Origin of the sequence: Cytobacillus oceanisediminis (genome assembly GCF_004366035.1) — a bacterium.
In the GTDB taxonomy this organism is placed as follows: domain Bacteria; phylum Bacillota; class Bacilli; order Bacillales; family Cytobacillaceae; genus Cytobacillus; species Cytobacillus oceanisediminis_C.
In genome coordinates, this window is sequence record NZ_SOEE01000010.1 from 146,592 (window position 1) to 169,121 (window position 22,530).

The window sequence follows — 22,530 nt, forward strand, 5'->3', positions numbered from 1 at the left end:
AGTGACTTACCTTGGCAAAAAAATCTAAGGTAGCAAAGGAAATCAAACGCCAGGAGCTTGTATTAAAGTATGCAGAAATACGTAAGGAACTAAAAGAAAAAGGGGATTATGAGGCTTTAAGGAAACTGCCAAGAGACTCATCACCAACACGGCTGAAAAACCGCTGCCAGGTGACGGGCAGACCAAGGGGATATCTCCGCAAATTTAAAATGTCCCGAATCGCTTTTCGGGAATATGCGCACAAAGGGCAAGTTCCGGGAGTAAAGAAATCCAGCTGGTAAAAACAAAAGCATCAAGCGCCTTGCTCACCCCCCGACAAGAACAAGTCGAGCCGATCGGAAAGGTGCTCTTTACGTTTCTGGGCGGATTGGCTTGTGACCTCGAGGGGGTAGGCGCTGGAGCTGGACGTAGATAACTTTTTCATAAAATTATAAACAAATGGCGATTTAAAAATAAAATGTGGAGGTAATGAAAATGAAGGAAAGTATTCATCCGGAATATCATAAAGTAGTATTCATGGATATGAACAGCGGCTTTAAATTTTTGACAGGATCAACAAAGACTGCAAATGAAACAATCGAGTGGGAAGATGGAAACACATACCCATTGATTAAAGTTGAAGTAAGTTCAGATACACATCCGTTTTATACTGGAGTTCAGAAGTTCACGGATCGCGGCGGACGTGCTGAACGATTTATGAAGAGATATAACATGAAGAACAAGTAAGGTTTCTTCACTTGGCAAGGTGAGGTGAAAGATATGAATTCACATCTTATGGAAATTTTCTCAAGAGAGATTGTAAAGTCTCTCCCTCCTAAGCAAAAGGAGATTTATGAATATGTCGTTGATCTGGAAGAAGAATTGGCTCAAAAGGCTTCGACTTCAGAAGAATTTATGGCTCTACTTGTGAAGCACTCACCTCATAGGCAGGCGGCAGAACATTTTAACCTTTCATTTGGACAGCTGATGATGATCATGCATGAAATTGAAGACATTATTAGCAGGGAGCTTGAGAATAAATTGAACCAAGTAACATGGGTCGAATTAACAGATAGTGTCCGGGCAAGAAAGAAAGGGAATAAAGTTAAATATTTTTATTTCTCCTTAAATGAAAGTAAACCGTAGAAAAATCCGTTGTTTAAATCGTAATGATTTCGTATTAAACTCTGCCCCAGGAGGGTCATATGGTTTATGATTGGATCGTTGTAGGAGGCGGCATTCAGGGCAGTACCATTGCAGCCTTCTTAGTAAAGAATAATAAGGTATCAACTGATAAGCTACGCATTATTGATCCACATGTAAGGCCATTATTTAAGTGGACTGCAAGTACGGATCGGATTGGCATGAAGTTTCTGCGCTCACCTTTTGTACATCACCTTGATGTCGATCCATTCAGCTTAAGAAGCTACGCAGCAAGGCACCAATGGAAGAAAAGTGAGTTTTATGGGGTCTATAAGAGGCCATCCCTGGAAATGTTTAATGAGCACAGTCAGACTCTTCTCCATGATCTTGGGTTAGGGACCAGCTGGCATCAGGGATATGTAAATGGTCTCGATAGGGAAGACAATTATTGGATTGTAAGCACAGCCCGAGGAGAAAGTCTAAAATCCAAAAAAGTCGTATTGGCATTAAGCATAAACGATCAGCTTCATGTACCGGAATGGGCAGATTCTATTAAGCAAGGCAGTCATCAGCTGTATCACATCTTTGATGAAACTGCAGATTTTTCAAAATTGAGGCCGCCAGTTGCCGTAATTGGAGGAGGCATTACAGCCGCCCATACAGCTATCAAGCTTTCGACATTATATCCAGGTCAAGTCAATTTAATAAAAAGGCATCCCTTTAAAGTTTGTGATTTTGACAGTGATCCGGGATGGCTTGGACCAAAATATCAAAAACACTACCAGCGAATCACGGATTATTCCGAACGCAGAGAAATAATTAAAAAGGCGAGAAACCGGGGATCGCTGCCCTCAGAATTATTCCATAAGCTTAGGAAGCTTGAAAATGATCGAACGATAAAGGTGGAAGACGGAGAGGTTACTTCCGTGAAGGAAGGAGAAAACAAGGAACTGCTTCTTTTCGTGGACACACAGGAAGTCAAGGTACATTCGATTGTTTTTGCAACCGGGTTCAGGCCATCCAGGCCTGGCGGAAGCTGGCTTGAGAAAGCCATTGAAATGTTTGGCCTTCCATGTGCAAAGTGCGGATACCCGATTGTCAGTCAATCTCTTGAATGGTGCCCGCAACTATATGTAACAGGGCCCCTGGCAGAACTGGAAATTGGGCCGATAGCCCGAAATATTTCAGGGGCGCGCCAGGCTGCAGAAAGAATTGTTCAAAGCATTTAAAAAGTTAATAAGGAGGAAATCATTATGAGAGTAAAGATTACATTAGCTTGTACAGAGACAGGGGACAGGAATTATATTACAACCAAAAATAAGCGGAACAATCCTGACCGGATCGAATTAATGAAATATTCTCCTCGTTTAAAGAAGCATACGTTGCACCGTGAAACGAAGTAAGACCTGAAAATTCAGCACGGTATTTGAAAATCGTGCTGAATTTTCATTTTAATTATTCGACAATGCAAACTCCAGTCCCTTTTCTGTCACATTGGTGCCTGATCTCCCCTGGCGGATGATGACAAATCCCAGCTGTTCTAATTCCTTGAGTCTGAGTCTTGCCTGCTGTTCCGTGAGGGGGAAGTTTGTATTCTGGGTAAGAGCTGACAATTTCTTTCGGCTTGCTGGTATTCCTTTCTCATTTAACTCGGCAATAAATGTAAGCAGAATCTTGTGTTCAGCTTTTAAGTTTGTTAGAGTCTTTGGCGTTAATTGGACCCTTGCCGGGGCTAGGTCTGCCGGCAAATCAGAAACTTTCAGAACATTATCATCCGAAACGGCAAGCATGTACTGTACTACATTCTTCAATTCTCTTATATTTCCCTTCCATTCCATCTGGGACAATAATTCTAAAGTATCCTCTGTTATGTCAGCAGCAGGTTTCTGGCTCTGTCTTATGAAGGACTTAATTAAAATTGGAATATCTGTTCTTCTCTGCCTTAGGGAAGGAATGGACAAGGACAGAACCTTTAAACGATGATATAGATCTTCACGGAACCTTCCTTCTTCGATCATGTGCTTTAAGTTCCGATTAGTCGCCGCAATGATCCTGACATTAATAGGAATAATCTTGTTTCCTCCTATTCTGCGGATTTCCCATTCTTCGAGAACGCGTAATAGCCTGGCCTGCAGTTTCATACTGATATCCCCAATCTCATCCAAAAACAAAGTCCCTTGGTCAGCCTGTTCAAAAAGTCCTTTTTTTCCGCCTTTTCTTGCCCCGGTGAATGCCCCATCTTCATATCCGAATAATTCACTTTCAAGCAATTCTTCTGGAAGGGCGTTACAATTTATTCCTAAAAAAGGTGCATTTTTTCTGCTCGATTCCGAATGGATGGCTCCGGTGAACAGTTCTTTTCCAGTGCCGCTTTCCCCCTGAATCAAGATAGGTAGGTCGGATAATGAAAGTTTCTTGGCAATCCGAATGGTTTCCTGAAGGGTCTGACTCTCACCCAAAATGCTTTGGAATGTATATTTAGATACAAAACCCTTTTTCTGAAGCTCCAGTTTTACTCTTCTTTCCATTTCGAGCGTTTCATCCATATTTTTAAATGTGGCAACAATCGTGTTATCATTTTTCATTGGAAATCGGTGCACCAACAAGTTTGTTTGTCTTACCGTAAAGGCTTCCTGATCACCAGCTTCATCATTTAACAAGAAATCCAGCAGTTCGTTGTTTCTGAATACCTGGCCGATTTTCTTCTTAAGCGCATACTCAGGTGATATTCCTATCATTCTCTCAAGCTCTTTGTTAAAGACTGAAATCGAACCGGAACTGTCAAATGCCAAAATCCCATCATTTACTCCATCTACGACCCTTTTTAAATATTGATTGAGTTTATCGGCTTCCTGTTTCAAGGATGATAGTTTCTTGCTCAGTTCAATTATTTTTCCGGTGTACTTATCGGTGATGTTTATTCTGAGGGCTTCCGGCAGTTCAAAGTAATCAATAATAGCCATAATCGTGTGAATATCAATAAGCCGTACACCGAGATTAAGTTTTGTTGGGATAGAAGAAGGGATTAATTCCATTTCTCCTGGAGTAACGGCAACCTCAATCGAATCTGGAACTTCTCTGCCAGGTGAATAGGGAATATATCGGAGATGTCTGATTCCGAGTCTGTCCAGAGTTTCAATAGAGTCTATGGTGCTCTGTGGAAAGTCATTTACAAAAAGGACATTTGTGTCATTTGGTATTTCAAATAGGTAATCGATATATTGATAATTTACGGTTCTGTGAGCTGTGATCACTTCACAGGAAGGAGCAATAACATGCTTTACTTCATCATGAATCAGGTAAGAAGAATACACAATTAAGGCATCCTCTATTAAGGGGGGCAGATATTCTTCTGAAGCAAAGCTCTTTATTCGTATATACTGTCCGAGAATTCCTTTTAGCTGTTCTGTGAGTTCTTTACAGGTTTCCCTGGTTCCGGCAAGCAGCACTAATTCATTTTTCATGGTAAACTCCTTTATTGGTTGATTAATGGTTATTATTATACCAGTTAAATAACCCATTAATAAACCAGTTTTCAATCTTTTATCCATTTATTCTGAATTTTCAACTTGGCACACAAATTGCATTAAGTATTTACATCTAGAGATAAAGGGGGAAATAGAATGAAAGAAAAAAACAAAGCCTGGAAAGTGCCGCACACGTTTGTCATCGTTTTCTTTGTGGTCCTTCTGGCCGCCATTGTTACGTATTTGGTTCCCGTTGGACAATTCCAGACGGAAGAAGTAACTTATACGCAAAATGGGGAAGAGTCAACCAAGACCGTATTGATTCCCAACAGCTTCGAAATAGTGAAGGATGAAGAAGGAAATCCTGTCCGCCAGGGTACAAGCCTTTTTGAATCTGGGGGAGAAGCTGGGTTTTTAAATTATGTTTTTGAAGGACTCGTATCAGGAGATAAATGGGGATCCGCAGTTGGCATAGTAGCATTCATATTGATCATTGGCGGAGCATTTGGAATTATAATGAAAACTCGTGCTATTGAAGAAGGCATTTTAAGTGTGATTGACAAGACAAAAGGCAGAGAAATCTTAATCATACCGATTATGTTTTTCCTGTTTTCGCTTGGAGGAGCTGTTTTTGGCATGGGGGAGGAGGCCATTGCATTTGCGATGATTCTTGTTCCTCTTATGGTTGCACTTGGCTATGATGCCATAACAGGTGTGATGATCACCTATGTTGCAACACAAATTGGGTTTGCCACCTCCTGGATGAACCCTTTCAGTGTGGCCATTGCACAGGGTGTATCGGGAGTTCCCGTTATGTCTGGCGCACCGTTTCGAATAGGCATGTGGGCTGTTTTCACATTAATAGGCATTATCTATACATGGAGATATGCAGCTGGAATTAAAAAGGATCCTTTAAAATCAGTAAGCTATGAATCAGACAGTTATTTCAGGAAAGAAATGAAAACGGGGGAGCTAAAGGTCAGATTTACTCTTGGACACGGCCTTGTTCTGTTAACCATAGCAGCCGGAATTGCCTGGATTGTATGGGGTGTTGTGGAACATGCATACTATATCCCGGAAATAGCTTCGCAATTTTTTACGATCGGATTGGCAGCTGGACTTATTGCCGTATTCTTTAAGCTTAATAATATGAAGATAGATGATATTGCTGAAGGATTCATTGAAGGGGCAAAAGATCTTTTGCCGGCAGCATTGGTTGTAGGCATGGCAAAAGGCATTGTCATCATCTTAGGCGGAGACAGTCCGGATGCACCATCTGTATTAAATACAATGCTCTTCGGTGCCGGACAGGTAATTGGGGATTTCCCTGCAGCCCTGTCCGCGTGGTTTATGTATCTTTTTCAATCCGGATTCAATTTCTTTGTTGTTTCAGGATCAGGCCAGGCAGCCCTTACGATGCCGCTGATGGCGCCGCTGGCTGATATTGCCGGAGTATCCAGGCAGGTTGCCGTGCTTGCTTTCCAGCTCGGCGATGGTTTGACAAATATTTTTGTTCCTACTTCTGCAGCCCTTCTGGGAGCTCTTGGAGCAGCAAGACTTGACTGGGGAACATGGGCAAAATTTATCATCAAATTTTTGCTGCTCCTTATGGGGATTTCTTCATTATTTGTGATTGGCGCAGTACTAATCGGTCTTTAACTAGACATCATAAGTTAGACAGAAAGGGGTTTATCCTTGTTAAATCTTATAAAGAACGCAGAAATCTATTCTCCGCAGTATCTTGGGAAAAAGGATTTATTACTTGTTCATAATAAAATAGGCTATATCCGCGATTCGATTGAAATACCTGATCTTTCATTTGCGGATATTGAAGTCATTGATGCCGAAGGGAAAATTGCCGTTCCGGGTTTTATCGATTCGCACGTTCATATTATCGGCGGCGGCGGTGAGGGAAGCTATAAAACGCGGACACCGGAAATCCAGCTGACAGATGCTACACTGTCTGGCATTACTACCCTGGTAGGTGTCATTGGCACAGACGGAACAACACGGACAATGGCTAGTCTTATTGCTAAAGCCCGGGGGCTTGAGGAAGAAGGAATTACCTGTTTTGTCCAGACGGGTTCATATCAGGTACCAGTAAAAACACTGACTGGAAAAATTGAAGATGATCTCATTCTTATTGACAAGATTATCGGTGTCGGAGAAATTGCGATCGCCGACCACCGCTCTTCTCAGCCGACAGTTGAGGAGATGGCTAAAATCGCTTCAGCCGCACGTGTAGGTGGCATGCTTTCTGGTAAAGCGGGAATTGTAAATGTCCATGTGGGTGATAGTTATGATCATTTAAAACTCTTGGAAGACGTTGTGGAGAAAACGGATATACCAATAAAACAATTTTACCCGACACATATTAATCGAAATCCTCATTTATTTGAAGCTGGCATACGTTATGCCAAAAAAGGCGGCTATGTCGATTTCACGACAAGCTCCATACCAAAGTTTCTCGAAGAAGGGGAAGTAAAGTGCAGCAAGGCTCTGAGATTCATGCTGGACGAAGGGATTCCTGCTGGACAAATTACGTTTACTTCAGACGGCCAGGCCAGCCTGCCTGATTTCAATGAGCAGGGAGAACTGATTGGTCTGCAAATTGGCAAAGTTTCCACACTCTTTTCCGAAGTGCGGGATGCGATCCTTCAAGAAGGGGTCTCTATAGAAAAGGCACTTTCTGTCATTACAGAAAATCCAGCTTCTATCCTCAAGCTTTACCAAAAAGGAAGGATAGAGGAAGGTAAAGATGCAGACCTTGTGCTTTTGAAAAAAGAAACACTGGCAATCGAAACCGTTTTTTCCCTTGGCAGAAAAATGGTTGAAGACGGTAAGGCTGTTGTGAAAGGAACCTTTGAATAATAAATGAGAATGAAAACCAGGCAGCTCTTAAAAAATAGGGGCTGCTCTTTTGTTGCCAATCATACCCGAAAATTAAATATATGAACATCCTTATCATGTTACGGGTAAATCCATGCAGATTTTATTAATAAAAAGGAATTACTTAACTATTGACTGAAATGGACTCTTTAAATTACGATATGTTTAAACGATTAAACAGATAAACATTAAATTAATTTACTTTGAATTGTATAAGAGGAGGAAATATTATGAGAAAAACGGCACTGATCACAGGGGCAACTAGCGGATTGGGTTATGAATTTGTAAAGCTGTTTGCTGCTGATGGCTATAATTTAGTTCTGGTTGCAAGAAATAAAGAGAAGCTGGAAGAAATAAAAAAGGCTTTTGCTGAAACAGAGGTAACGATCATTGCCAAGGATTTAAGTATCCAGGGGGCTCCAAAGGAAGTTTTTGAAGAAACTGCAAAACTTAATATTAATATTGATGTTTTGGTAAACAATGCGGGTTTCGGTTTAATGGGAAAATTTGATGAATTGGATTTGCAAAAACAAATAAATATGATTCAATTAAATATAACTGCTTTGACAGAGCTAACTTATTATTTTCTTCCTTTTATGAAGGAAAGAAATAATGGGAAGATCTTAAATGTTGCAAGTACGGCTGCTTTTCAGCCTGGTCCGCTTATGGCTGTCTATTATGCATCAAAAGCGTATGTCCTGTCTTTTTCAGAAGCTTTGGCAGAAGAACTGCAGGAGTATTCCATTTCAATCACCACCCTTTGCCCAGGTGCAACGAAAACGAACTTTGGCTCCGCTGCAAGCGTAGAAGGAACCAAAATGTTCAGCCGGGCCATGCTGCCTGATGATGTAGCAAAGAAAGGATATGAAGGGTTGATGAATGGGAAACGCGTCCTCATAACAGGTGGACTTAATAAATTCGGTGCGATTAGTGCAAAATTCTTGCCAAGAAGTTTAGCAGCTAAGATCGCCAAGTATGCAGCTGGAGAAAAATAACAACCCTATGTGGTAAGGGGGAGTCTTATGTCACAGAAAGCCATAGATGTGTTTAGAGCGTGTATTCCATTATTTCATGCATTAAGTGACCCTGCGAGGCAGGATATAATCATTTTGCTGGCAGAAAATGACGCATTAAGTGTAAATGAAATAGCCCAGCAGTCTAATCTTTCCCGGCCTGCTATATCCCATCACTTAAAAGTCATGCGTGACAATGATCTGGTTTTAATTGAACAAAAAGGGACTCAGCGTTTCTATACTCTTTCTATAGAACAGGGAGTAGAACAATTAAAAAAGCTGATTCAAATAGTCGAAAGTGAATGTATTTTATAACTTGGTTAGAATGAAAGGAAAAGAGCGCAGGGATTGCGCTTTTTCTTTTTAGCTGTTTAAGGCTTTATTTATTGTCTCGATATCTTCTTAATAATTAATCGTTTTCCTCAGCATGCTTGGGTTCCTCATCACCATGATCATGATCATGTGTGCCCTCCAGAAGGTTTATCCCTTCATCAGCTTCTTTAATCATTATATTCTCATTATTAAAGGTTTTAACTGGTTTATCAGCGAACCCTCCCACACTGCTCCTGATTAAAATGAACAAATCAGCATCACCTATTTTTGCCAGGGTTTTTTTAGTCGGTTCATAAGTTTCTAGGTCAATATTTACCGATTAGATACTTTTTACTCCTGCTTTGATACTCGAGAATTTTTCATTAGAGAATATATCTGTACTCGGTTTTTAATTAGATGAATCATGATTTGAACCAAGTTGATAATAGACTCCTGATATTTGTAGCATGTGAATGATGAAATGCTTATCCATTGATAGCTGCATTTCATAGTTTTCACCAATTGCAAGCATGCATAATAAAAGAATAATTATGATCGCACGGCAGCATACTAAAACTATGATTTGTTAAGTTTTGGAGGAGTGACCGGTGGGTTTTTTTAAATCGAAATTAAAAAGGTTTAATAGGGACAATAAACAAAAGAAGAATGAAAATAGTGAGCATGAATTGCGGATTGATGAACTCCTTCATCGCTGTAAAGAATCTACAGATTTTGTTTCCTATAGATATTCAGAATCCAGCCCATTTTATATTCATTATTACCAGACAATTGTAGAAATAAATATTTTGCATCAATATGTCCTGCCTTATATCAATGAAAATGAGAGCAATACCCTTTTTGATCTTCAGCAGGCTATTCCTATTGATAATACTGAAATTATAGATAATGTTCATGAAATAAGGGATAAATTGCTGACAGGCTGTATTGTTATTGAAGTAAAAGGTTCTATTCAAGAGGCTTTGGTCATATCTGCTGTTTCGCTTGAGAAGAGACCCGTCAGTATGCCGGAAGTAGAGTACAGTGTTGTGGGGCCAAAGGAAGCTTTTGTCGAATCAATTGATGCTAATATCAATCTGGTCAGGAAGAGACTGCCTATACCTGATCTCATCGTGGAAGAAGTAAAGATTGGAAGCCTGACAAAAACAAGGGTGGCTGTTCTTTATATAAAAGGAGTTACGGACAAAGAAAATGTGAATACGATTCTGCAGCGTCTGAAAGAGATTCATTTTGATCAAATTGTGGACAGCTCCTTTATTAACCAAATCATTTCCGATAACCATAATTCTCCCTTTCCTCATTTAATTGATACGGAAAGGCCTGATAGGGTGGCGAGTGTTCTCTCGGAAGGGAAAATAACGATTATTGTAGATGGCTCACCGCATGCTCTAACTGGTCCTACAACTCTCGTAGAGTTTTTTTCAGCTTTTGAAGATTATTTTCTATCTTGGCATATTGCCTCCATTTTTCGGCTTGTCCGGTTGTTTGCTGTATTCTTTTCCGTTTTGTCGACTTCTCTTTATGTCGCAGTGCTAACCTATCATTACGAAATGATTCCGGAGAACCTGCTTAATCCGCTTATTGCTTCAAGGAGCGGGATCCCGTTCCCGCCGATTCTGGAAGCGATTATTCTGGAATTGACCATTGAGCTATTGCGTGAGGCTGGAGCAAGGCTGCCGACAAAAATCGGACAGACGATTGGTATCGTAGGCGGTATTGTCATCGGGACTGCGGCTGTACAGGCTGGGCTGACCAGTAATGTGCTGCTGATCATCGTGGCGCTTGCGGCCCTGGCGTCCTTTACAACGCCTGTCTATCAAATGGGCAATACGATCCGCTTAATCCGCTTTCCTTTTTTAATCTTTGCCCAGTTATGGGGACTTCTGGGAGTAACCTTTTGTTTCTCATACATTTTGTGCCATTTGCTAAAAATGACTTCTCTGGGACGCCCATATCTGGCACCAGTCTATCCATTAAGGCTGGATGATTTAAGGGACTCCCTTTTCCGACTTCCGTTTTTCATGCAAACGAAGCGGCCGATGCAGGTCAGATCTCCTGTACGGACTCGTTTTCAGCCCAAAAAGCACGAGAAACCGAAAAGAGACATAGAAGATTAATGGGAATAAATATGTTCTGATAAAGGAGGCTAGTTGATGTTTCCATTGCCTAAAGAAGATAAAATGGTATCTCCCTTTTTTGTATTTTACTTAATACATGCTATGCAAGTAGGCGTAGGGATTCTAGGCTTCGAAAGAGTTATTGTCCAGTCGGCCGGCTATAGCGCCTGGATCGCAATCTTAGCTTCCGGCGCCTCCATTATCGGATTGATATGGATTTCCTATCGCATTTTAAACAAGGGAAACAACGACATCGTAGCCATACACGCTGATATTATGGGAAAGTGGATCGGCGGTTTTTTCAGCTTTCTATTTTCGTTATATTTCTTATCTTTTGCTTTGGTGGTTCTCAGGTCTTATGTAGAGGTCATACAGGTTTGGGTATTTCCCGAAGTCTCACAATGGATATTCGTACTTATTATTATTTTTTTAGCCTATTCCTATGTCACAGGAGGTTTTCGGGTTGTCACAGGGGTAAGTTATTTAGGGATTTTATACGGCTTGCCATTATTATTGGTGAAGTTTTATCCTTTGCAGTATGCCGATTATGGCAATCTTCTGCCAATCTTTAATGCCTCTCCTGCAGATTTATTTAAAGCATCAAAAGAAATGACTCTTAATTTTCTAGGGTTTGAGACCTTATTTATGTTTTATCCTTTTATAAAAGATGGGCCGAAATCTGAAAAATGGGCCTATTTCGGTGTGCTGTTCAGCATATTTATTTACCTCCTGACTGCTTTTGTTACGTTTGTCTACTTCAACCAGGAACAGTTGAAAGGCACCATTTGGGCTACACTCACACTATGGAAAATCGTGGACTTAATCATTGTAGAGAGGTTCGAATACATAGGAATTTCCGTATGGTTCTTTACTATTCTGCCGAATATTTGCATCGGCCTCTGGTGTGCAAGCCGGGGAATGAACCGGCTGTTTCCTGTTTCTCAAAGAAATGCTTTAAAGATGTTTTGCCTGTTGCTGTTTATGATTAGCGTCTTATTGACAGATAGACAGCAAATCGATGTCCTTCAGAAAGTTATTTCCCAAATAGGACTTTATACAATTTACTTTTATTTACCATTCTTGCTGGTTTTACAATATATCATCATGAAGGTGAAAAAAGGATGAAATCAAAAAACTTTTTATGGTGTATAACACTTCCATTAATCCTGACAGGATGTATTCCAAGTCCAAAAGTATTGGAGGATATCCAATTAGTGCAGACAATAGGCTATGATTATGTCAATGATGAGGAATTCGAAGGAACAGCAGGCTCTTCCAACATACCACCAGGTGAACAGTCATTACCGGTAAATGAGGTTTTTTCTGCAAAAGGGAAGACAAGTAAACGGATCAGGCAAGAGATTCAGGCGGAAGCTGCAAGGCCCATAGTCGTTGGCAGGGTAGGATTAGTCATTTTCAACAAGGAACTCGCAGAGCATGGCATTGAAAAACAAATTGACAGTCTGCAGAGAAACCCCAGTATTGGCAGGAAATTGCTGCTTGTTGTATCGAAAGAGAAGGCGAAAGACATTATTGATTCAAATTACTCGCAAAGTGATTCTGTATCACAGTATTTAATCGATGTGGTGGAACAGAATATTGAGGCGACTATTCCTGAGATAAATTTGCACCGTTTTCTTGTGCACTATTACAGCAAAGATGCCGACCCTTTTTTACCTTTAATAGAGAAACAGGGTAAGCATTTGAAGGTAAGCGGACTGGGGATTTTTAAAGAAGATAAGCTAGTTGATACAATCAGCTTTGGTGACGCCTTTATCTTCAAAATCCTTTATGAAAAATTCCGGCGGGGACAATTTGAAGTAGAACTTAGCGGGGGAGAAGATGTAAGTCTCGAAAACCTGTCATCAAAACCTAAAATAAGGGTGGACAAGAGGAATGGGAAATATATAGCCACTTTTAAGGTGAAAGTAAACGGCAGAGCCATGGAAGGGGTGGATTTAGATCTTACAGACAAGAAAACGATTGAGAGAATTGAAAAAGCAGTGGAAAAAGAAATAACTGAGAGAGCAGAGAAAATGATCAAGAGGTTTCAGGAAATGGATACAGATCCCCTTCGGATTGGAGAAAAGGCCAGGCAGCGCTCTGATTTTAATCGGAAGGAATGGAGGGAGCAGTATAGTCAAATGGAAATTAAGATTGAGGCAAAAGTGAATGCTGTTCAATCAGGGATTATAGAATAAATATGTATATGATAAGAGAAATTGGCATCCGAAAAGGGTGTCATTTTTAATTATAAAATTTTCAGAATTATTATTGTTTTCTAAAGGAATATATGATAGTTTAGTTAAAACGAAGTTGAGACTTCAAAAAAATTAAAATACAGCTTAAACTTCATAATTTTAAGGTGAGTCTAAATGATATTAAAAGAAGCGATCGAAAAAGAGTTTAAAAACCTCTCCAAAGGGCAGCGGAAGGCCGCTAAGTATTTACTGGATAACCCTAAGGAGTTTGCGGTGAAGTCAGCGGGTGAGATTGGCAAGAGAATAGGGGTAAGCGAAACGACAGTCATCCGATTCTGCTATTCGATTCAGCTTTCCGGCTATTCGGAACTGCAAAAGATGGTAAGGGAGCAGCTATTGAAGGCGAATAGCACGTTGGGGCAGTATCTTTCGAGCAAGGTGGAACTGGCCGAAAAACCGGAGTTCCTGTCAAGTGTGATGGAGAAGGATTGTCTCCATATCAGGGAAACGATTCAGAATATAAGTCAGGATGATTTTGATGTTTTAGTGAAACGTTTGATAAAAACAAAAAAAGTATATGTTACCGGATTGCGGTCTTCCTTTGCGGCAGCAAGCTGGCTTTCTTTTACCCTTGGGGTTGTAAGGGGAAATGCGAAGCTGATCCGGCCGGATACGGATGATCTGCTGCTGACGATTTCTGAAATGGATGAAGAAGCGACGTTCATTGCCATTTCATTCGACCGCTACATGAAAGATACGATTAAAATGGCGGAACTGGCGAAAAAGCAGGGAGCATATATAATCGGCATTACGGATTCAGCAATCGCACCGATTAAAGATCATGCTGACTTGCTCTTTCAAATCCATTCATCGGAAAAATCGACGATTGATGCGGCGCCAGCGCTCTTTTCTTTTCTGAACGCGGTGATTGCGGGTGTGTCGATTCAAGATTGTGACCGATTTCAAACAAGGAAAGAGCAATATGAAAAGCTGGAAAGTGAACATTTTTTTATTCAGCCGGGAGGGAAGATGGTTTGAAGGTAATTATTGAAGAGATTAAACCTGTAATGGATACGGTTTTTAATCATTTGCACGAAAACCCGGAAGTGAGCTGGAGGGAATATAAAACCACTGAGTACTTGAAAGAATTCCTTGAATGCCGGGGATTCCAGGTTCAGCTGTTTGGGGATTGCACTGGTTTGGTTGTTGAAGTGGGTGAAGGGAGTCCATGCGTCGCGCTGAGAGCGGATATGGACGCACTTTGGCAGGAAGTGGACGGCAAGTTTCAGGCAAATCATTCGTGCGGACATGATGCCCACATGACAATGGGGGTTGGGGCCATGCTGCTGCTTCAAAAGGCAGGCCACCCTAAAAAAGGCAAACTGAAATTCATCTTCCAGCCGGCTGAAGAAAAGGGCACTGGTGCCTTGAAAATGATTGAGCATGGCGTGCTGGATGATGTGGATTATCTGTACGGTGTACATCTGAGGCCAATCCAGGAAATAAGGGATGGAGAAGCGTCTGCAGCCATATATCATGGAGCAGCAAGATTTGTGACCGGAGAAATTATCGGGGAAGATGCCCATGGCGCCCGCCCGCACCTTGGGCAGAATGCCATCGAGATCGGTGCTTCTTTCATCCATGAAATCAAAAATATTCATTTGGATCCGATGGTCCCGCACACGGCTAAGATGACCAAATTCCATGCCGGCAGTGACTCAGGCAATATCATTCCGGGAAAAGCTTCCTTTAGCCTGGATCTGAGGGCACAAACAAATGAAGTCATAAATGCACTGGGAGAAAAGATTGAAACGATCACAGAGTATTTATCTAAGCTGTATGGAGTCAAGATCAGCCTTGAGACGAAAGCGAATGTGGCAGCAGCTGAAGTGGATGATGAAGCTCAGCACTTTCTGGAGAAGGCTATAGTTGATGTCCTGGGTGCTGGCCGATTAAAGGAGCCAATAGTGACTTCTGGCGGGGAGGACTTCCATTTTTATACTCTCAAGAAGCCGAATATAAAGGCCACAATGCTCGGATTAGGCTGTGATTTAAAGCCGGGGCTGCATCATCCGGACATGACGTTCAATCGGGAAGCGATATACTCGGGAATGGAAATACTGGCAAAAGCCGTCATGGCCACTTTGGAAAAGGAGGAGTGAAGATGGCTGCTGTGACAATGGATTTACGCATATTAAAGACAGCATCCGATATGGATCTTATTCAAAAGCTGGAGAAGACAATCTGGAATATGGCTCCCCTGCCGGTTCATCAAACCATCACAGCTGCCCAGAACGGAGGGCTGCTGCTCGGGGCATTTATAGATGATAATCTTGTGGGATTCAGCTACGGATTTCCCGGTTTTCACAAGGGGAAAGGCTATTTATGCTCCCATATGCTGGGTATTCACCCTGACCACCAGGATAAGGGGATGGGGGCATTATTGAAGCAGAAGCAAAAAGAACTGGCTTCCGGTATGGGCTATGACCTGATCACCTGGACTTTTGATCCGCTTGAAAGCCGGAATGCTTACTTGAATCTTTCCAAGCTGAATGCGGTTTGCTCCACTTATGTGGAGAATTGCTACGGAGATATGGATGACAGCCTGAATCATGGGCTGCCTACAGACCGTTTAAAGGCAGAATGGTGGATTACTAGTTCACATGTGGAGGAGCCATTGGGCATTGAAACAGCGACCGCACAGAATCCCTACGATTGGGGAATTTCAGAGGATGACTTTCCTGTTTTATTAAATACTGAATGGGATGCTGCTGTAGGTCCAGTGCTTGTTCCGGTTCCGGCAAACTTCCAGATGATTAAGAATAAGAACTTCGAGCTTGCGATCGATTGGCGCTTTAAAACAAGAAGGATTTTTCAGGAGTTATTTTCTAAAGGGTACGCTATGGCAGGATTTCAAAAAGGGCTGGATGGCCGCCCTGTGCACTACTATGTATTAGTCCAGAGGAATCAGCTTAAACTCAACTAACAGGAAAAGGCGGGAATGAACATGAAAGTAACAGAAGTCGTATTGCGGCACATGAAGATGAGAATGAAAGCTCCATTTACAACAAGCTTCGGCACGTTTCAGGATAAAGAGTTTCTCTTGCTGGAAGCCAAGGACGAAAATGGTGTGAGCGGTTGGGGAGAATCTGTTGCCTTTCATTCACCATGGTATAACGAAGAAACGCTGAAAACGAACTGGCATATGCTTGAGGATTTCATCATTCCGAATCTATTAAACAAAGAAATGCAGCATCCTGATGAAGTTTCGGAAACTCTTTCCTACATACGGAAAAACAATATGGCGAAATCAGCATTTGAAGGGGCGGTTTGGGAGTTATATGCCAAGCGGAAGGGAATCCCGCTTGCAAAGGCCCTCGGCGGAACAGCGAATGAGATTGAGGTTGGCATCAGCATCGGGATTCAGGATAGTGTTAATGACCTGGTGAACCTTATTAGTGAATATGTAGAGGAAGGCTATAAGCGCATCAAAGTGAAAATCAAGCCAGGCTGGGATGTTGAGGTCATGAGGGAAGTGAGAAATCATTTCCCGAGCATAGCACTTATGGCTGATGCAAATTCAGCATACACCCTTGAAGATATCGAACTATTAAAACAGCTGGATGAATTCGGGTTAATGATGATCGAGCAGCCGCTTGCATCTGATGATATTATCGATCATGCAGTACTTCAGAGAGAACTCAGAACGCCTGTCTGCCTCGATGAAAGCATTCATTCCTATGAAGATGCCCGCAAGGCGATTGAGCTGGGAAGCTGCAAAATTATTAATATCAAAATCGGCCGGGTCGGCGGGCTGACAGAATCCAGGAAAATTCATGATCTCTGCCAGGAACGGGGCATCCCGGTATGGTGCGGAGGCATGCTGGAATCGGGAATCGGAAGGGCACACAATATTGCCTTAACTACACTATCAAACTTCATTATGCCAGGGGACACAGCCGCATCATCCCGATACTGGGAGAAGGATCTGATAGACCCTGAAGTAACTGTTGAAGATGGAATGATCAAGGTTCCTGGAAAACCAGGTCTGGGATATGGACCAAATTATGAAACCCTTAAACAGTTTACTGTTTTTGAAAAAAGCTTTTCTTAAGGGAGAAAGAATTCTCTCTTTCCCTTTTAAGAAAAGTTGTCAAAAAATTCAAATATCTAAAGGGGGATCATAATGAAAAAGAGTATTCAGATTGCTGGTGCTTTTATCGGGGTCATAGTCGGAGCGGGCTTTGCTTCGGGCCAGGAAATTTTGCAGTTTTTTACCGGCTTTGGCTGGATGGGGATAGGCGGTGCCATTCTGGCGACCATTTTCTTTGCTTTTCTGGGGATGAACTTAACACAGCTTGGAAGCCGTCTGCAGACAGATTCCCATAAAGATGTCATTTACCATATTTGCGGCAGATATCTTGGCATGGCGGTTGACTTCATCATTACCTTCTTCCTTTTTGGAGTGGCCGCTGTCATGCTTGCCGGATCGGGATCCATTTTTGAAGAGCAATTCGGGATTCCAAGCATGGCCGGCAATGTCATTATGGCTATATTAACGATCCTGACCGTTTGCCTGAATATCCAGAAAGTGATTTCGATTATCAGCCTGGTCACTCCATTTCTTTTAGTAATGGTAATTATCATTGGCGGTTATGCCCTAAGCACGATGGGGGTGGATTTATCAGAGGTACAGAAACTGGCGGAAAGCCAGACCCCTGCTGCTTCCAACTGGTTCATGGGCGGACTATTATATGTTTCCTACAATATTGCGGCTGGTGCTGCGATGCTGGCTGTCATGGGCGGAACCACTACAGATGAAAAGCAGGCAGGAATGGGAGGCATCCTTGGCGGTGCCGGTTTGGGAATTCTTATCTTAATTATCAATGCAGCTATGCTTGTAAAAATGGATATTGTGGGTGGCTCTGAGATGCCGATTCTTGCACTTGCCAATGAAATTTCACCGGTGTTTGGGTTATTGATGTTCGTTGTACTTCTTGGTATGATCTATAACACCGCTGTTGGTATGCTGTATGCCTTCACGGCCAGGATCGTGAAAAGGGAAAATCCTAAATTCAATCTATTTGCTGTATTATTTGGTGCAGCAGCGTTTGGAGCCAGTTTCGCAGGCTTCATTACGCTGGTAGGAACGGTTTATCCTTTGATGGGCTATTTAGGATTTACGCTTATTGCGGCGATTGTGCTTGCATGGCTGAGGGGGAAGCGGAAGGCTGCTGGGAGTATGGGTAATAGAGTTGCTTTTAAACAGTAGAAACTTTACTGATTCTTTAGAAAGCTCAGTTCTCCTGAGCTTTCTATACATTCTCACCTCATGGTTGTCTTACTGGATGGCATCCTATTCCTTAATAAAGATTGTATTCTCCACTCTCCGGTCCGCTTCCAGCTGAAGGAAAAGATACCCCCATCCCACGCAAAGCCTCTTTAGCTTGTGTCAGGTAATTTTCTGCCTGGTCCTGCCATCTGATGATCAAGCTCATAAACGCCTTATACTCAGGACCTGCATTTCCCTCCATGGTTTTTAGTCCTTCACGCACCTTTTTATCCTGATTTTCCGCATTCACGATGCAAGCTGCCAGTGTAGCGATAATCGTTTGCCTCTGCTCACCGTTCACAAGTCTATGGGCACATCCGACAGTGGTTACGCGGTGATACGAAGCCGGAACGAGGTGATTGTGCATTTCTGTATTTCCTTTTAAATCTTTGGTCTCAGGAATATGAAAAAGCTCAGAACTCATGGAACAAACCATTTCTTCAGCATATAAACTTTGCTGCAGCAGCGTTAAAATATCTCCCCAGCCAGTTGCCCGATAATATGGATAATAATAAGGATTCAATCGAACCATCTCCTTTTATGGATATTGGAACCCCATCATTATAGATATGTTTGTTAAGCGGTTGTCATGTCATCCTGGGAGGTGGCGGCCAGTCCAAATTAAGTTTATCTTTTAGAGATAAGAATGGGCTAACGCACGAATCCCGTCCCCGATCTTCTTCACTCCAACTGCAATTTTCCGGTCCTCCACCTGAGAGACACTTAATCGAATTCTATTTTCCTTTAGATATTCTGGAAGATACATTGGTGCAGCATCCTGAACGAATACATTTTTCTTTTGGAGATGCTTCACAAGATGCTTTGCTTTCATTCTGCCCGGGAGGACAACTGTCGAATAGAATCCCGAATCCCCGCCAGTAAATGAAGTATTGGGAGGCAAATGCTCCAGGTATGCCTTTTTGAGGATGCTACCTTTCTTTTTGTATTGCCGCCGGAGTTTTTCAATATGGGCTTTAAACATACCGCTGCTCAAGTAAATCTCAAGTGCCCCCTGTGTGAGGACAGGTGTGTGGACGTCCGCTGCAAATTTGGCCTGTGTAAAGCTTTTCATTAAGGCTTCTGGAAGAACGGCCAATCCTAATCGCAGGCCTGGCAGCAAAACTTTCGAAAAGCTTTTTGTGTAAATGACTCTTCCGGAAGAATCATAGGCAAACATTGGATGTGCCTTTTTTCTTGTATCAAGATCTCCCATATAGTCATCCTCCACTATGTAGACATCATATTTCTGAGCAAGATCGACCATATCCTTTTTTTCCTGGTTGGAGTAGCTGCAGCCTGTAGGGTTTTGAAATCTGGAAACAGTGTAGAAAAACTTGATGTTTCTCTCTCTGAATACCTTTTCTAAGTAATTGAGATCAATGCCTTTCTGATTCACCTCTATGCCAATAGGCTTCAAGCCACGAGAGGTAATGGAATCTATGAAACTGAAGTGGGTTGGCTGTTCAACACAGATCCCGTTTTTATTATTGGGAAAAGGCAGTGAGACTAGGAGATCCAGTGCCTGCTGGGAACCTGATACAACAGCAATTCTTTCAGGCGGAGCAAAAACCTGCAGATCCTGTAGCTGAGCTGAAAGCTGTTGCCGAAGGCTGGGTAAACCAAGGGGATGGGAATACTGAAACATTTCCTCTTTATAAAGCTCAATTGCCTGATTCATACAATGCTGGTAATCACGGTATGGCATTTTGCTTTTATCCGGTCCTGCTGAGACAAAGTCAATGATCATAGGTTTTTGTTTTTTGGGCATATCAGTACCTACCGCAAAATAGCCGCTTTTTGGCACAGAGTAAATAAGATGTGCCTTTTCCAATTCACTGTAAGCTTTCATTACTGTGTTAATGCTGCAGTTGAACTCTTTGGCAAACCTGCGGATGGAAGGGAGCTTTCCTCCGGCTTTCAAGCGTTTATCATCTAATCTGGATTGGATTTCTACTATGATTTCATCATATTTATTGCCCATGAATACATTCCTCTCGTGGATTTGTATGGGTACAGATGGACAAAACAGTTCTTTTCTGTATCCATCATGCTGTTTATAGTATAAGGGACAAATACAAGAGCTGACATCATGACTGAAATCCTATTTTATGAAGGGGGAAAAGTAGATGAAGTGGATGAGAAGAGCGGGAATTGCGGCCATTTTCATGTTATTGCTGCTGACGGGTACTGGTGCTGAGGCATTAGGCGGAAAGGAAAACACAAAGCATCTGCCCATTGAAGAAGCTTTTGCAGGAACAGAGGGCACTATGGTTCTCAAAAATCTTAAGAATGACAAGGTTTATATCTACAACAAGGAGAGGAGCAAAGAGAGGCTGACGCCTGAATCAACCTTTAAAGTCGCCAATGCCCTAATCGGACTGGAGACTGCCGCTGTAAGAGATGAATATGAAGTGAAAAGATGGGATGGAGTTGAGCGGGAATTCGACAGCTGGAACCGGGACCATTCGCTGGCTTCTGCCATAAGGGAATCAGCTATATGGTTTTACCAGGACCTGGCGAGAACGATTGGTGAAAAGAATATGCAGGATTACGTTTCAAAAATTCAGTACGGAAACCAGGACATATCAGGAGGAATCGATGCCTTTTGGCTGGACAGCAGCCTGAAAATTTCCGCAGCAGAGCAAGCTGATTTTATCGAAAAACTGGTTGAAGAAGACTTGCCTTTTTCACAAAAGAACCAAAAGACAGTCAAACGTATGATGATTCAGGATGAACAGGATCAGTTCATCCTGCATGGCAAAACAGGGACAAGGCTGTCTGACATGGGACTGGGCTGGTACGTTGGCTTTATTGAAACAGAGAAAGGCTCATGGGTGTTTTCGGTTAATATTGATGGAACAGGTACCGAGGCAAAAAATATTGCTGCGGAAGTGCTGAAGGAGAAAAAAATCATGAAAGACTGATGTTAGCGGATCCAGTGAAGGAAGGCATGTTCATTGTTTCCCTCACTGGACTTCAGCTGCAAATGTAAAAGAGGCTTTCCCATTTGGCCATTCTGCTAAGACTTCATAAATATAATTGCCTTTACTTGAAGGTACAGTGATTTGATGATCCTCCAGCTTGATTTCTTTTTCTTTCCCTGTTTCATTCCATAAGTACACTTTAATAACCGGTTCATCTTCAATCTTAATCCTAACTTTTTGGTCTGGTTTTATCATAATAGGTGTTATATGATCTGCCATCTGATTCGGTGATGCGTGATCTGTTGTCACAGTTTCCGTTTCCAGCCCTTTTTTTCTGACCCACTGTTCATTTCCTTTTTCCATTTGATAATCTGTTCCGTCCACTTCGGCAACCGCATTCATCGATGGAGGGAATTCAGCTTCTTCCCCAGCGTTAGTTGAGCATCCAATCATTATTATAAAAAGGGAATAAGTTAAACTCGCTTTTAACAATCGTTTTAAGCCCAAATTGCCACCCGCCTTTTTAGAGAACCTTATTAAAAACAGTTTAACCGAAAGAGGAAAAATTGCATATATGCGGAATTAATATAGGTACTGTCAATAGAAAGGAATCCTGAAATGACCCAAAATATATCCTTAATCCGTTCATCGAAATTACCGTCAATTGATTATGCTTATGCATCCTATGTTCCTTCCGAAATGGACCTGTTTTTTATGGCGGGAGCCTGCCCCCTTGATGCAACTGGCAGAGTGCCTGAGCAAAGCGGATATGAAGAACAGGCCAAGCTTTGTGTTGATAACTTGAAGTCAGCATTAAAGGAATGCGGTGCAGAATTAAAGGATGTGGCTTATACAAGAGTCCTCGTTGCATCCTCAGACCAGTCAGATTTGGTGACAGCCTGGCAGGCAGTTAGAGAAGAATTCGGCTCACATGATGTTCCAAGTACATTGTCCGGTGTAACCGTTTTGGGATATAGCGGTCAAGTAGTTGAGATAGAAGCGGTTGCGGCTTTATCCAAAGAATAAAAAAAACTCTATTATGCCGAAAAAAATGCTCTAAGAGCTGTTCTTAGAGCATTTTTTTGGTATAAGTTCTGGAATTGAACATTCTTTAATTATTAGGGTTGTTTCTATT

The 22,530-nt window shown here is 42.0% G+C and carries 24 protein-coding genes; 19 read left to right on the forward strand and 5 right to left on the reverse strand.

Translation table 11 applies throughout. From position 1 onward, the window contains the following. Positions 1–11: 11 nt before the first annotated feature. From rpsN to rpmG, 5 genes are all read left to right on the forward strand, one after another. Positions 12–281, forward strand: a complete 270-nt coding sequence (rpsN, locus tag DFO72_RS23055) for a 30S ribosomal protein S14 (RefSeq protein WP_113884782.1) — start codon at positions 12–14, stop codon at positions 279–281. Between the two features lie 193 nt (positions 282–474). Continuing rightward, positions 475–726: a type B 50S ribosomal protein L31 gene (locus tag DFO72_RS23060; protein WP_113884783.1), complete on the forward strand. Its 252-nt coding sequence runs from the start codon at positions 475–477 to the stop codon at positions 724–726. A gap of 33 nt (positions 727–759) precedes the next feature. After that, positions 760–1,125, forward strand: coding sequence for a hypothetical protein (locus tag DFO72_RS23065; RefSeq protein WP_113884784.1), 366 nt, complete (start codon positions 760–762; stop codon positions 1,123–1,125). Positions 1,126–1,184: 59 nt separating this feature from the next. Further along, a complete protein-coding gene (locus DFO72_RS23070; protein ID WP_113884785.1) occupies positions 1,185–2,351 on the forward strand; it encodes an FAD/NAD(P)-binding protein in 1,167 nt (388 codons plus the stop codon). A gap of 24 nt (positions 2,352–2,375) precedes the next feature. Continuing rightward, positions 2,376–2,525: a 50S ribosomal protein L33 gene (gene rpmG, locus DFO72_RS23075; RefSeq protein WP_095312352.1), complete on the forward strand. Its 150-nt coding sequence runs from the start codon at positions 2,376–2,378 to the stop codon at positions 2,523–2,525. Positions 2,526–2,573: 48 nt separating this feature from the next. Here the strand turns inward: rpmG and DFO72_RS23080 are convergent, their stop codons facing one another. Next, positions 2,574–4,586, reverse strand: coding sequence for a sigma 54-interacting transcriptional regulator (locus DFO72_RS23080; RefSeq protein ID WP_166672543.1), 2,013 nt, complete (start codon positions 4,584–4,586; stop codon positions 2,574–2,576). Between the two features lie 159 nt (positions 4,587–4,745). Here DFO72_RS23080 and yfcC point away from each other — a divergent pair, with 159 nt between their 5' ends. The 4 genes from yfcC to DFO72_RS23100 all read left to right on the forward strand — a co-directional run bounded on the left by yfcC (position 4,746) and on the right by DFO72_RS23100 (position 8,806). Next, positions 4,746–6,248 (forward strand): putative basic amino acid antiporter YfcC, encoded by a 1,503-nt coding sequence (yfcC, locus tag DFO72_RS23085; protein ID WP_113884787.1) that lies wholly within the window; start codon positions 4,746–4,748, stop codon positions 6,246–6,248. A 36-nt stretch (positions 6,249–6,284) separates the two neighbouring features. Then, the gene (iadA, locus tag DFO72_RS23090) at positions 6,285–7,460 is read left to right on the forward strand and encodes a beta-aspartyl-peptidase (RefSeq protein WP_113884788.1); all 1,176 of its coding nucleotides are present in this window, start codon (positions 6,285–6,287) and stop codon (positions 7,458–7,460) included. A 248-nt stretch (positions 7,461–7,708) separates the two neighbouring features. Continuing rightward, on the forward strand, positions 7,709–8,473 hold the full coding sequence (locus DFO72_RS23095) for an SDR family NAD(P)-dependent oxidoreductase (protein ID WP_113884789.1): 765 nt from the start codon (positions 7,709–7,711) through the stop codon (positions 8,471–8,473). A 27-nt stretch (positions 8,474–8,500) separates the two neighbouring features. Further along, the gene (locus DFO72_RS23100) at positions 8,501–8,806 is read left to right on the forward strand and encodes an ArsR/SmtB family transcription factor (protein ID WP_113884790.1); all 306 of its coding nucleotides are present in this window, start codon (positions 8,501–8,503) and stop codon (positions 8,804–8,806) included. 94 nt (positions 8,807–8,900) lie between these two features. On the opposite strand, the gene DFO72_RS29675 is transcribed toward DFO72_RS23100, so the two are convergent. Further along, positions 8,901–9,134 carry a metal ABC transporter solute-binding protein, Zn/Mn family gene (locus tag DFO72_RS29675; protein WP_395858199.1) on the reverse strand — a complete coding sequence of 78 codons (234 nt, stop codon included), beginning with the start codon at positions 9,132–9,134 and terminating at the stop codon, positions 8,901–8,903. Between the two features lie 277 nt (positions 9,135–9,411). Between DFO72_RS29675 and DFO72_RS23105 the strand changes: the two genes are divergently transcribed. The 8 genes from DFO72_RS23105 (at position 9,412) to DFO72_RS23140 (ending at position 18,411) form a co-directional block, all read left to right on the forward strand. Continuing rightward, positions 9,412–10,938 (forward strand): spore germination protein, encoded by a 1,527-nt coding sequence (locus DFO72_RS23105; protein ID WP_113884791.1) that lies wholly within the window; start codon positions 9,412–9,414, stop codon positions 10,936–10,938. Between the two features lie 36 nt (positions 10,939–10,974). Continuing rightward, on the forward strand, positions 10,975–12,063 hold the full coding sequence (locus DFO72_RS23110) for a GerAB/ArcD/ProY family transporter (protein WP_113884792.1): 1,089 nt from the start codon (positions 10,975–10,977) through the stop codon (positions 12,061–12,063). After that, entirely contained in the window at positions 12,060–13,139 is a 1,080-nt protein-coding gene (locus tag DFO72_RS23115) for a Ger(x)C family spore germination protein (RefSeq protein ID WP_113884793.1), read from the forward strand. Before DFO72_RS23110 ends, DFO72_RS23115 begins: the two co-directional genes overlap by 4 nt. Before the next feature lie 174 nt (positions 13,140–13,313). Next, a complete protein-coding gene (locus DFO72_RS23120) occupies positions 13,314–14,177 on the forward strand; it encodes a MurR/RpiR family transcriptional regulator (protein WP_113884794.1) in 864 nt (287 codons plus the stop codon). Next, positions 14,174–15,301, forward strand: coding sequence for a M20 peptidase aminoacylase family protein (locus DFO72_RS23125; protein ID WP_113884795.1), 1,128 nt, complete (start codon positions 14,174–14,176; stop codon positions 15,299–15,301). Before DFO72_RS23120 ends, DFO72_RS23125 begins: the two co-directional genes overlap by 4 nt. Before the next feature lie 2 nt (positions 15,302–15,303). After that, positions 15,304–16,125 carry a GNAT family N-acetyltransferase gene (locus DFO72_RS23130; protein ID WP_113884796.1) on the forward strand — a complete coding sequence of 274 codons (822 nt, stop codon included), beginning with the start codon at positions 15,304–15,306 and terminating at the stop codon, positions 16,123–16,125. Positions 16,126–16,146: 21 nt separating this feature from the next. Next, the gene (gene menC / locus DFO72_RS23135) at positions 16,147–17,253 is read left to right on the forward strand and encodes an o-succinylbenzoate synthase (RefSeq protein ID WP_113884797.1); all 1,107 of its coding nucleotides are present in this window, start codon (positions 16,147–16,149) and stop codon (positions 17,251–17,253) included. A 72-nt stretch (positions 17,254–17,325) separates the two neighbouring features. Further along, the gene (locus tag DFO72_RS23140) at positions 17,326–18,411 is read left to right on the forward strand and encodes a YkvI family membrane protein (protein ID WP_113884798.1); all 1,086 of its coding nucleotides are present in this window, start codon (positions 17,326–17,328) and stop codon (positions 18,409–18,411) included. A 91-nt stretch (positions 18,412–18,502) separates the two neighbouring features. Here the strand turns inward: DFO72_RS23140 and DFO72_RS23145 are convergent, their stop codons facing one another. Both DFO72_RS23145 and DFO72_RS23150 read right to left on the reverse strand, forming a co-directional pair. After that, positions 18,503–18,994, reverse strand: coding sequence for a hypothetical protein (locus tag DFO72_RS23145; RefSeq protein WP_113884799.1), 492 nt, complete (start codon positions 18,992–18,994; stop codon positions 18,503–18,505). A gap of 111 nt (positions 18,995–19,105) precedes the next feature. Next, positions 19,106–20,452, reverse strand: a complete 1,347-nt coding sequence (locus tag DFO72_RS23150) for a PLP-dependent aminotransferase family protein (protein WP_113884800.1) — start codon at positions 20,450–20,452, stop codon at positions 19,106–19,108. 184 nt (positions 20,453–20,636) lie between these two features. Here DFO72_RS23150 and blaOXA point away from each other — a divergent pair, with 184 nt between their 5' ends. Further along, on the forward strand, positions 20,637–21,395 hold the full coding sequence (gene blaOXA, locus DFO72_RS23155) for a class D beta-lactamase (protein ID WP_395858200.1): 759 nt from the start codon (positions 20,637–20,639) through the stop codon (positions 21,393–21,395). A gap of 42 nt (positions 21,396–21,437) precedes the next feature. Here blaOXA and DFO72_RS23160 read toward each other — a convergent pair whose 3' ends face one another. Continuing rightward, positions 21,438–21,902, reverse strand: coding sequence for a hypothetical protein (locus tag DFO72_RS23160; protein ID WP_113884802.1), 465 nt, complete (start codon positions 21,900–21,902; stop codon positions 21,438–21,440). A 111-nt stretch (positions 21,903–22,013) separates the two neighbouring features. Between DFO72_RS23160 and DFO72_RS23165 the strand changes: the two genes are divergently transcribed. Then, the gene (locus tag DFO72_RS23165; protein WP_113884803.1) at positions 22,014–22,421 is read left to right on the forward strand and encodes a RidA family protein; all 408 of its coding nucleotides are present in this window, start codon (positions 22,014–22,016) and stop codon (positions 22,419–22,421) included. The last annotated feature ends 109 nt before the right edge of the window (positions 22,422–22,530 follow it).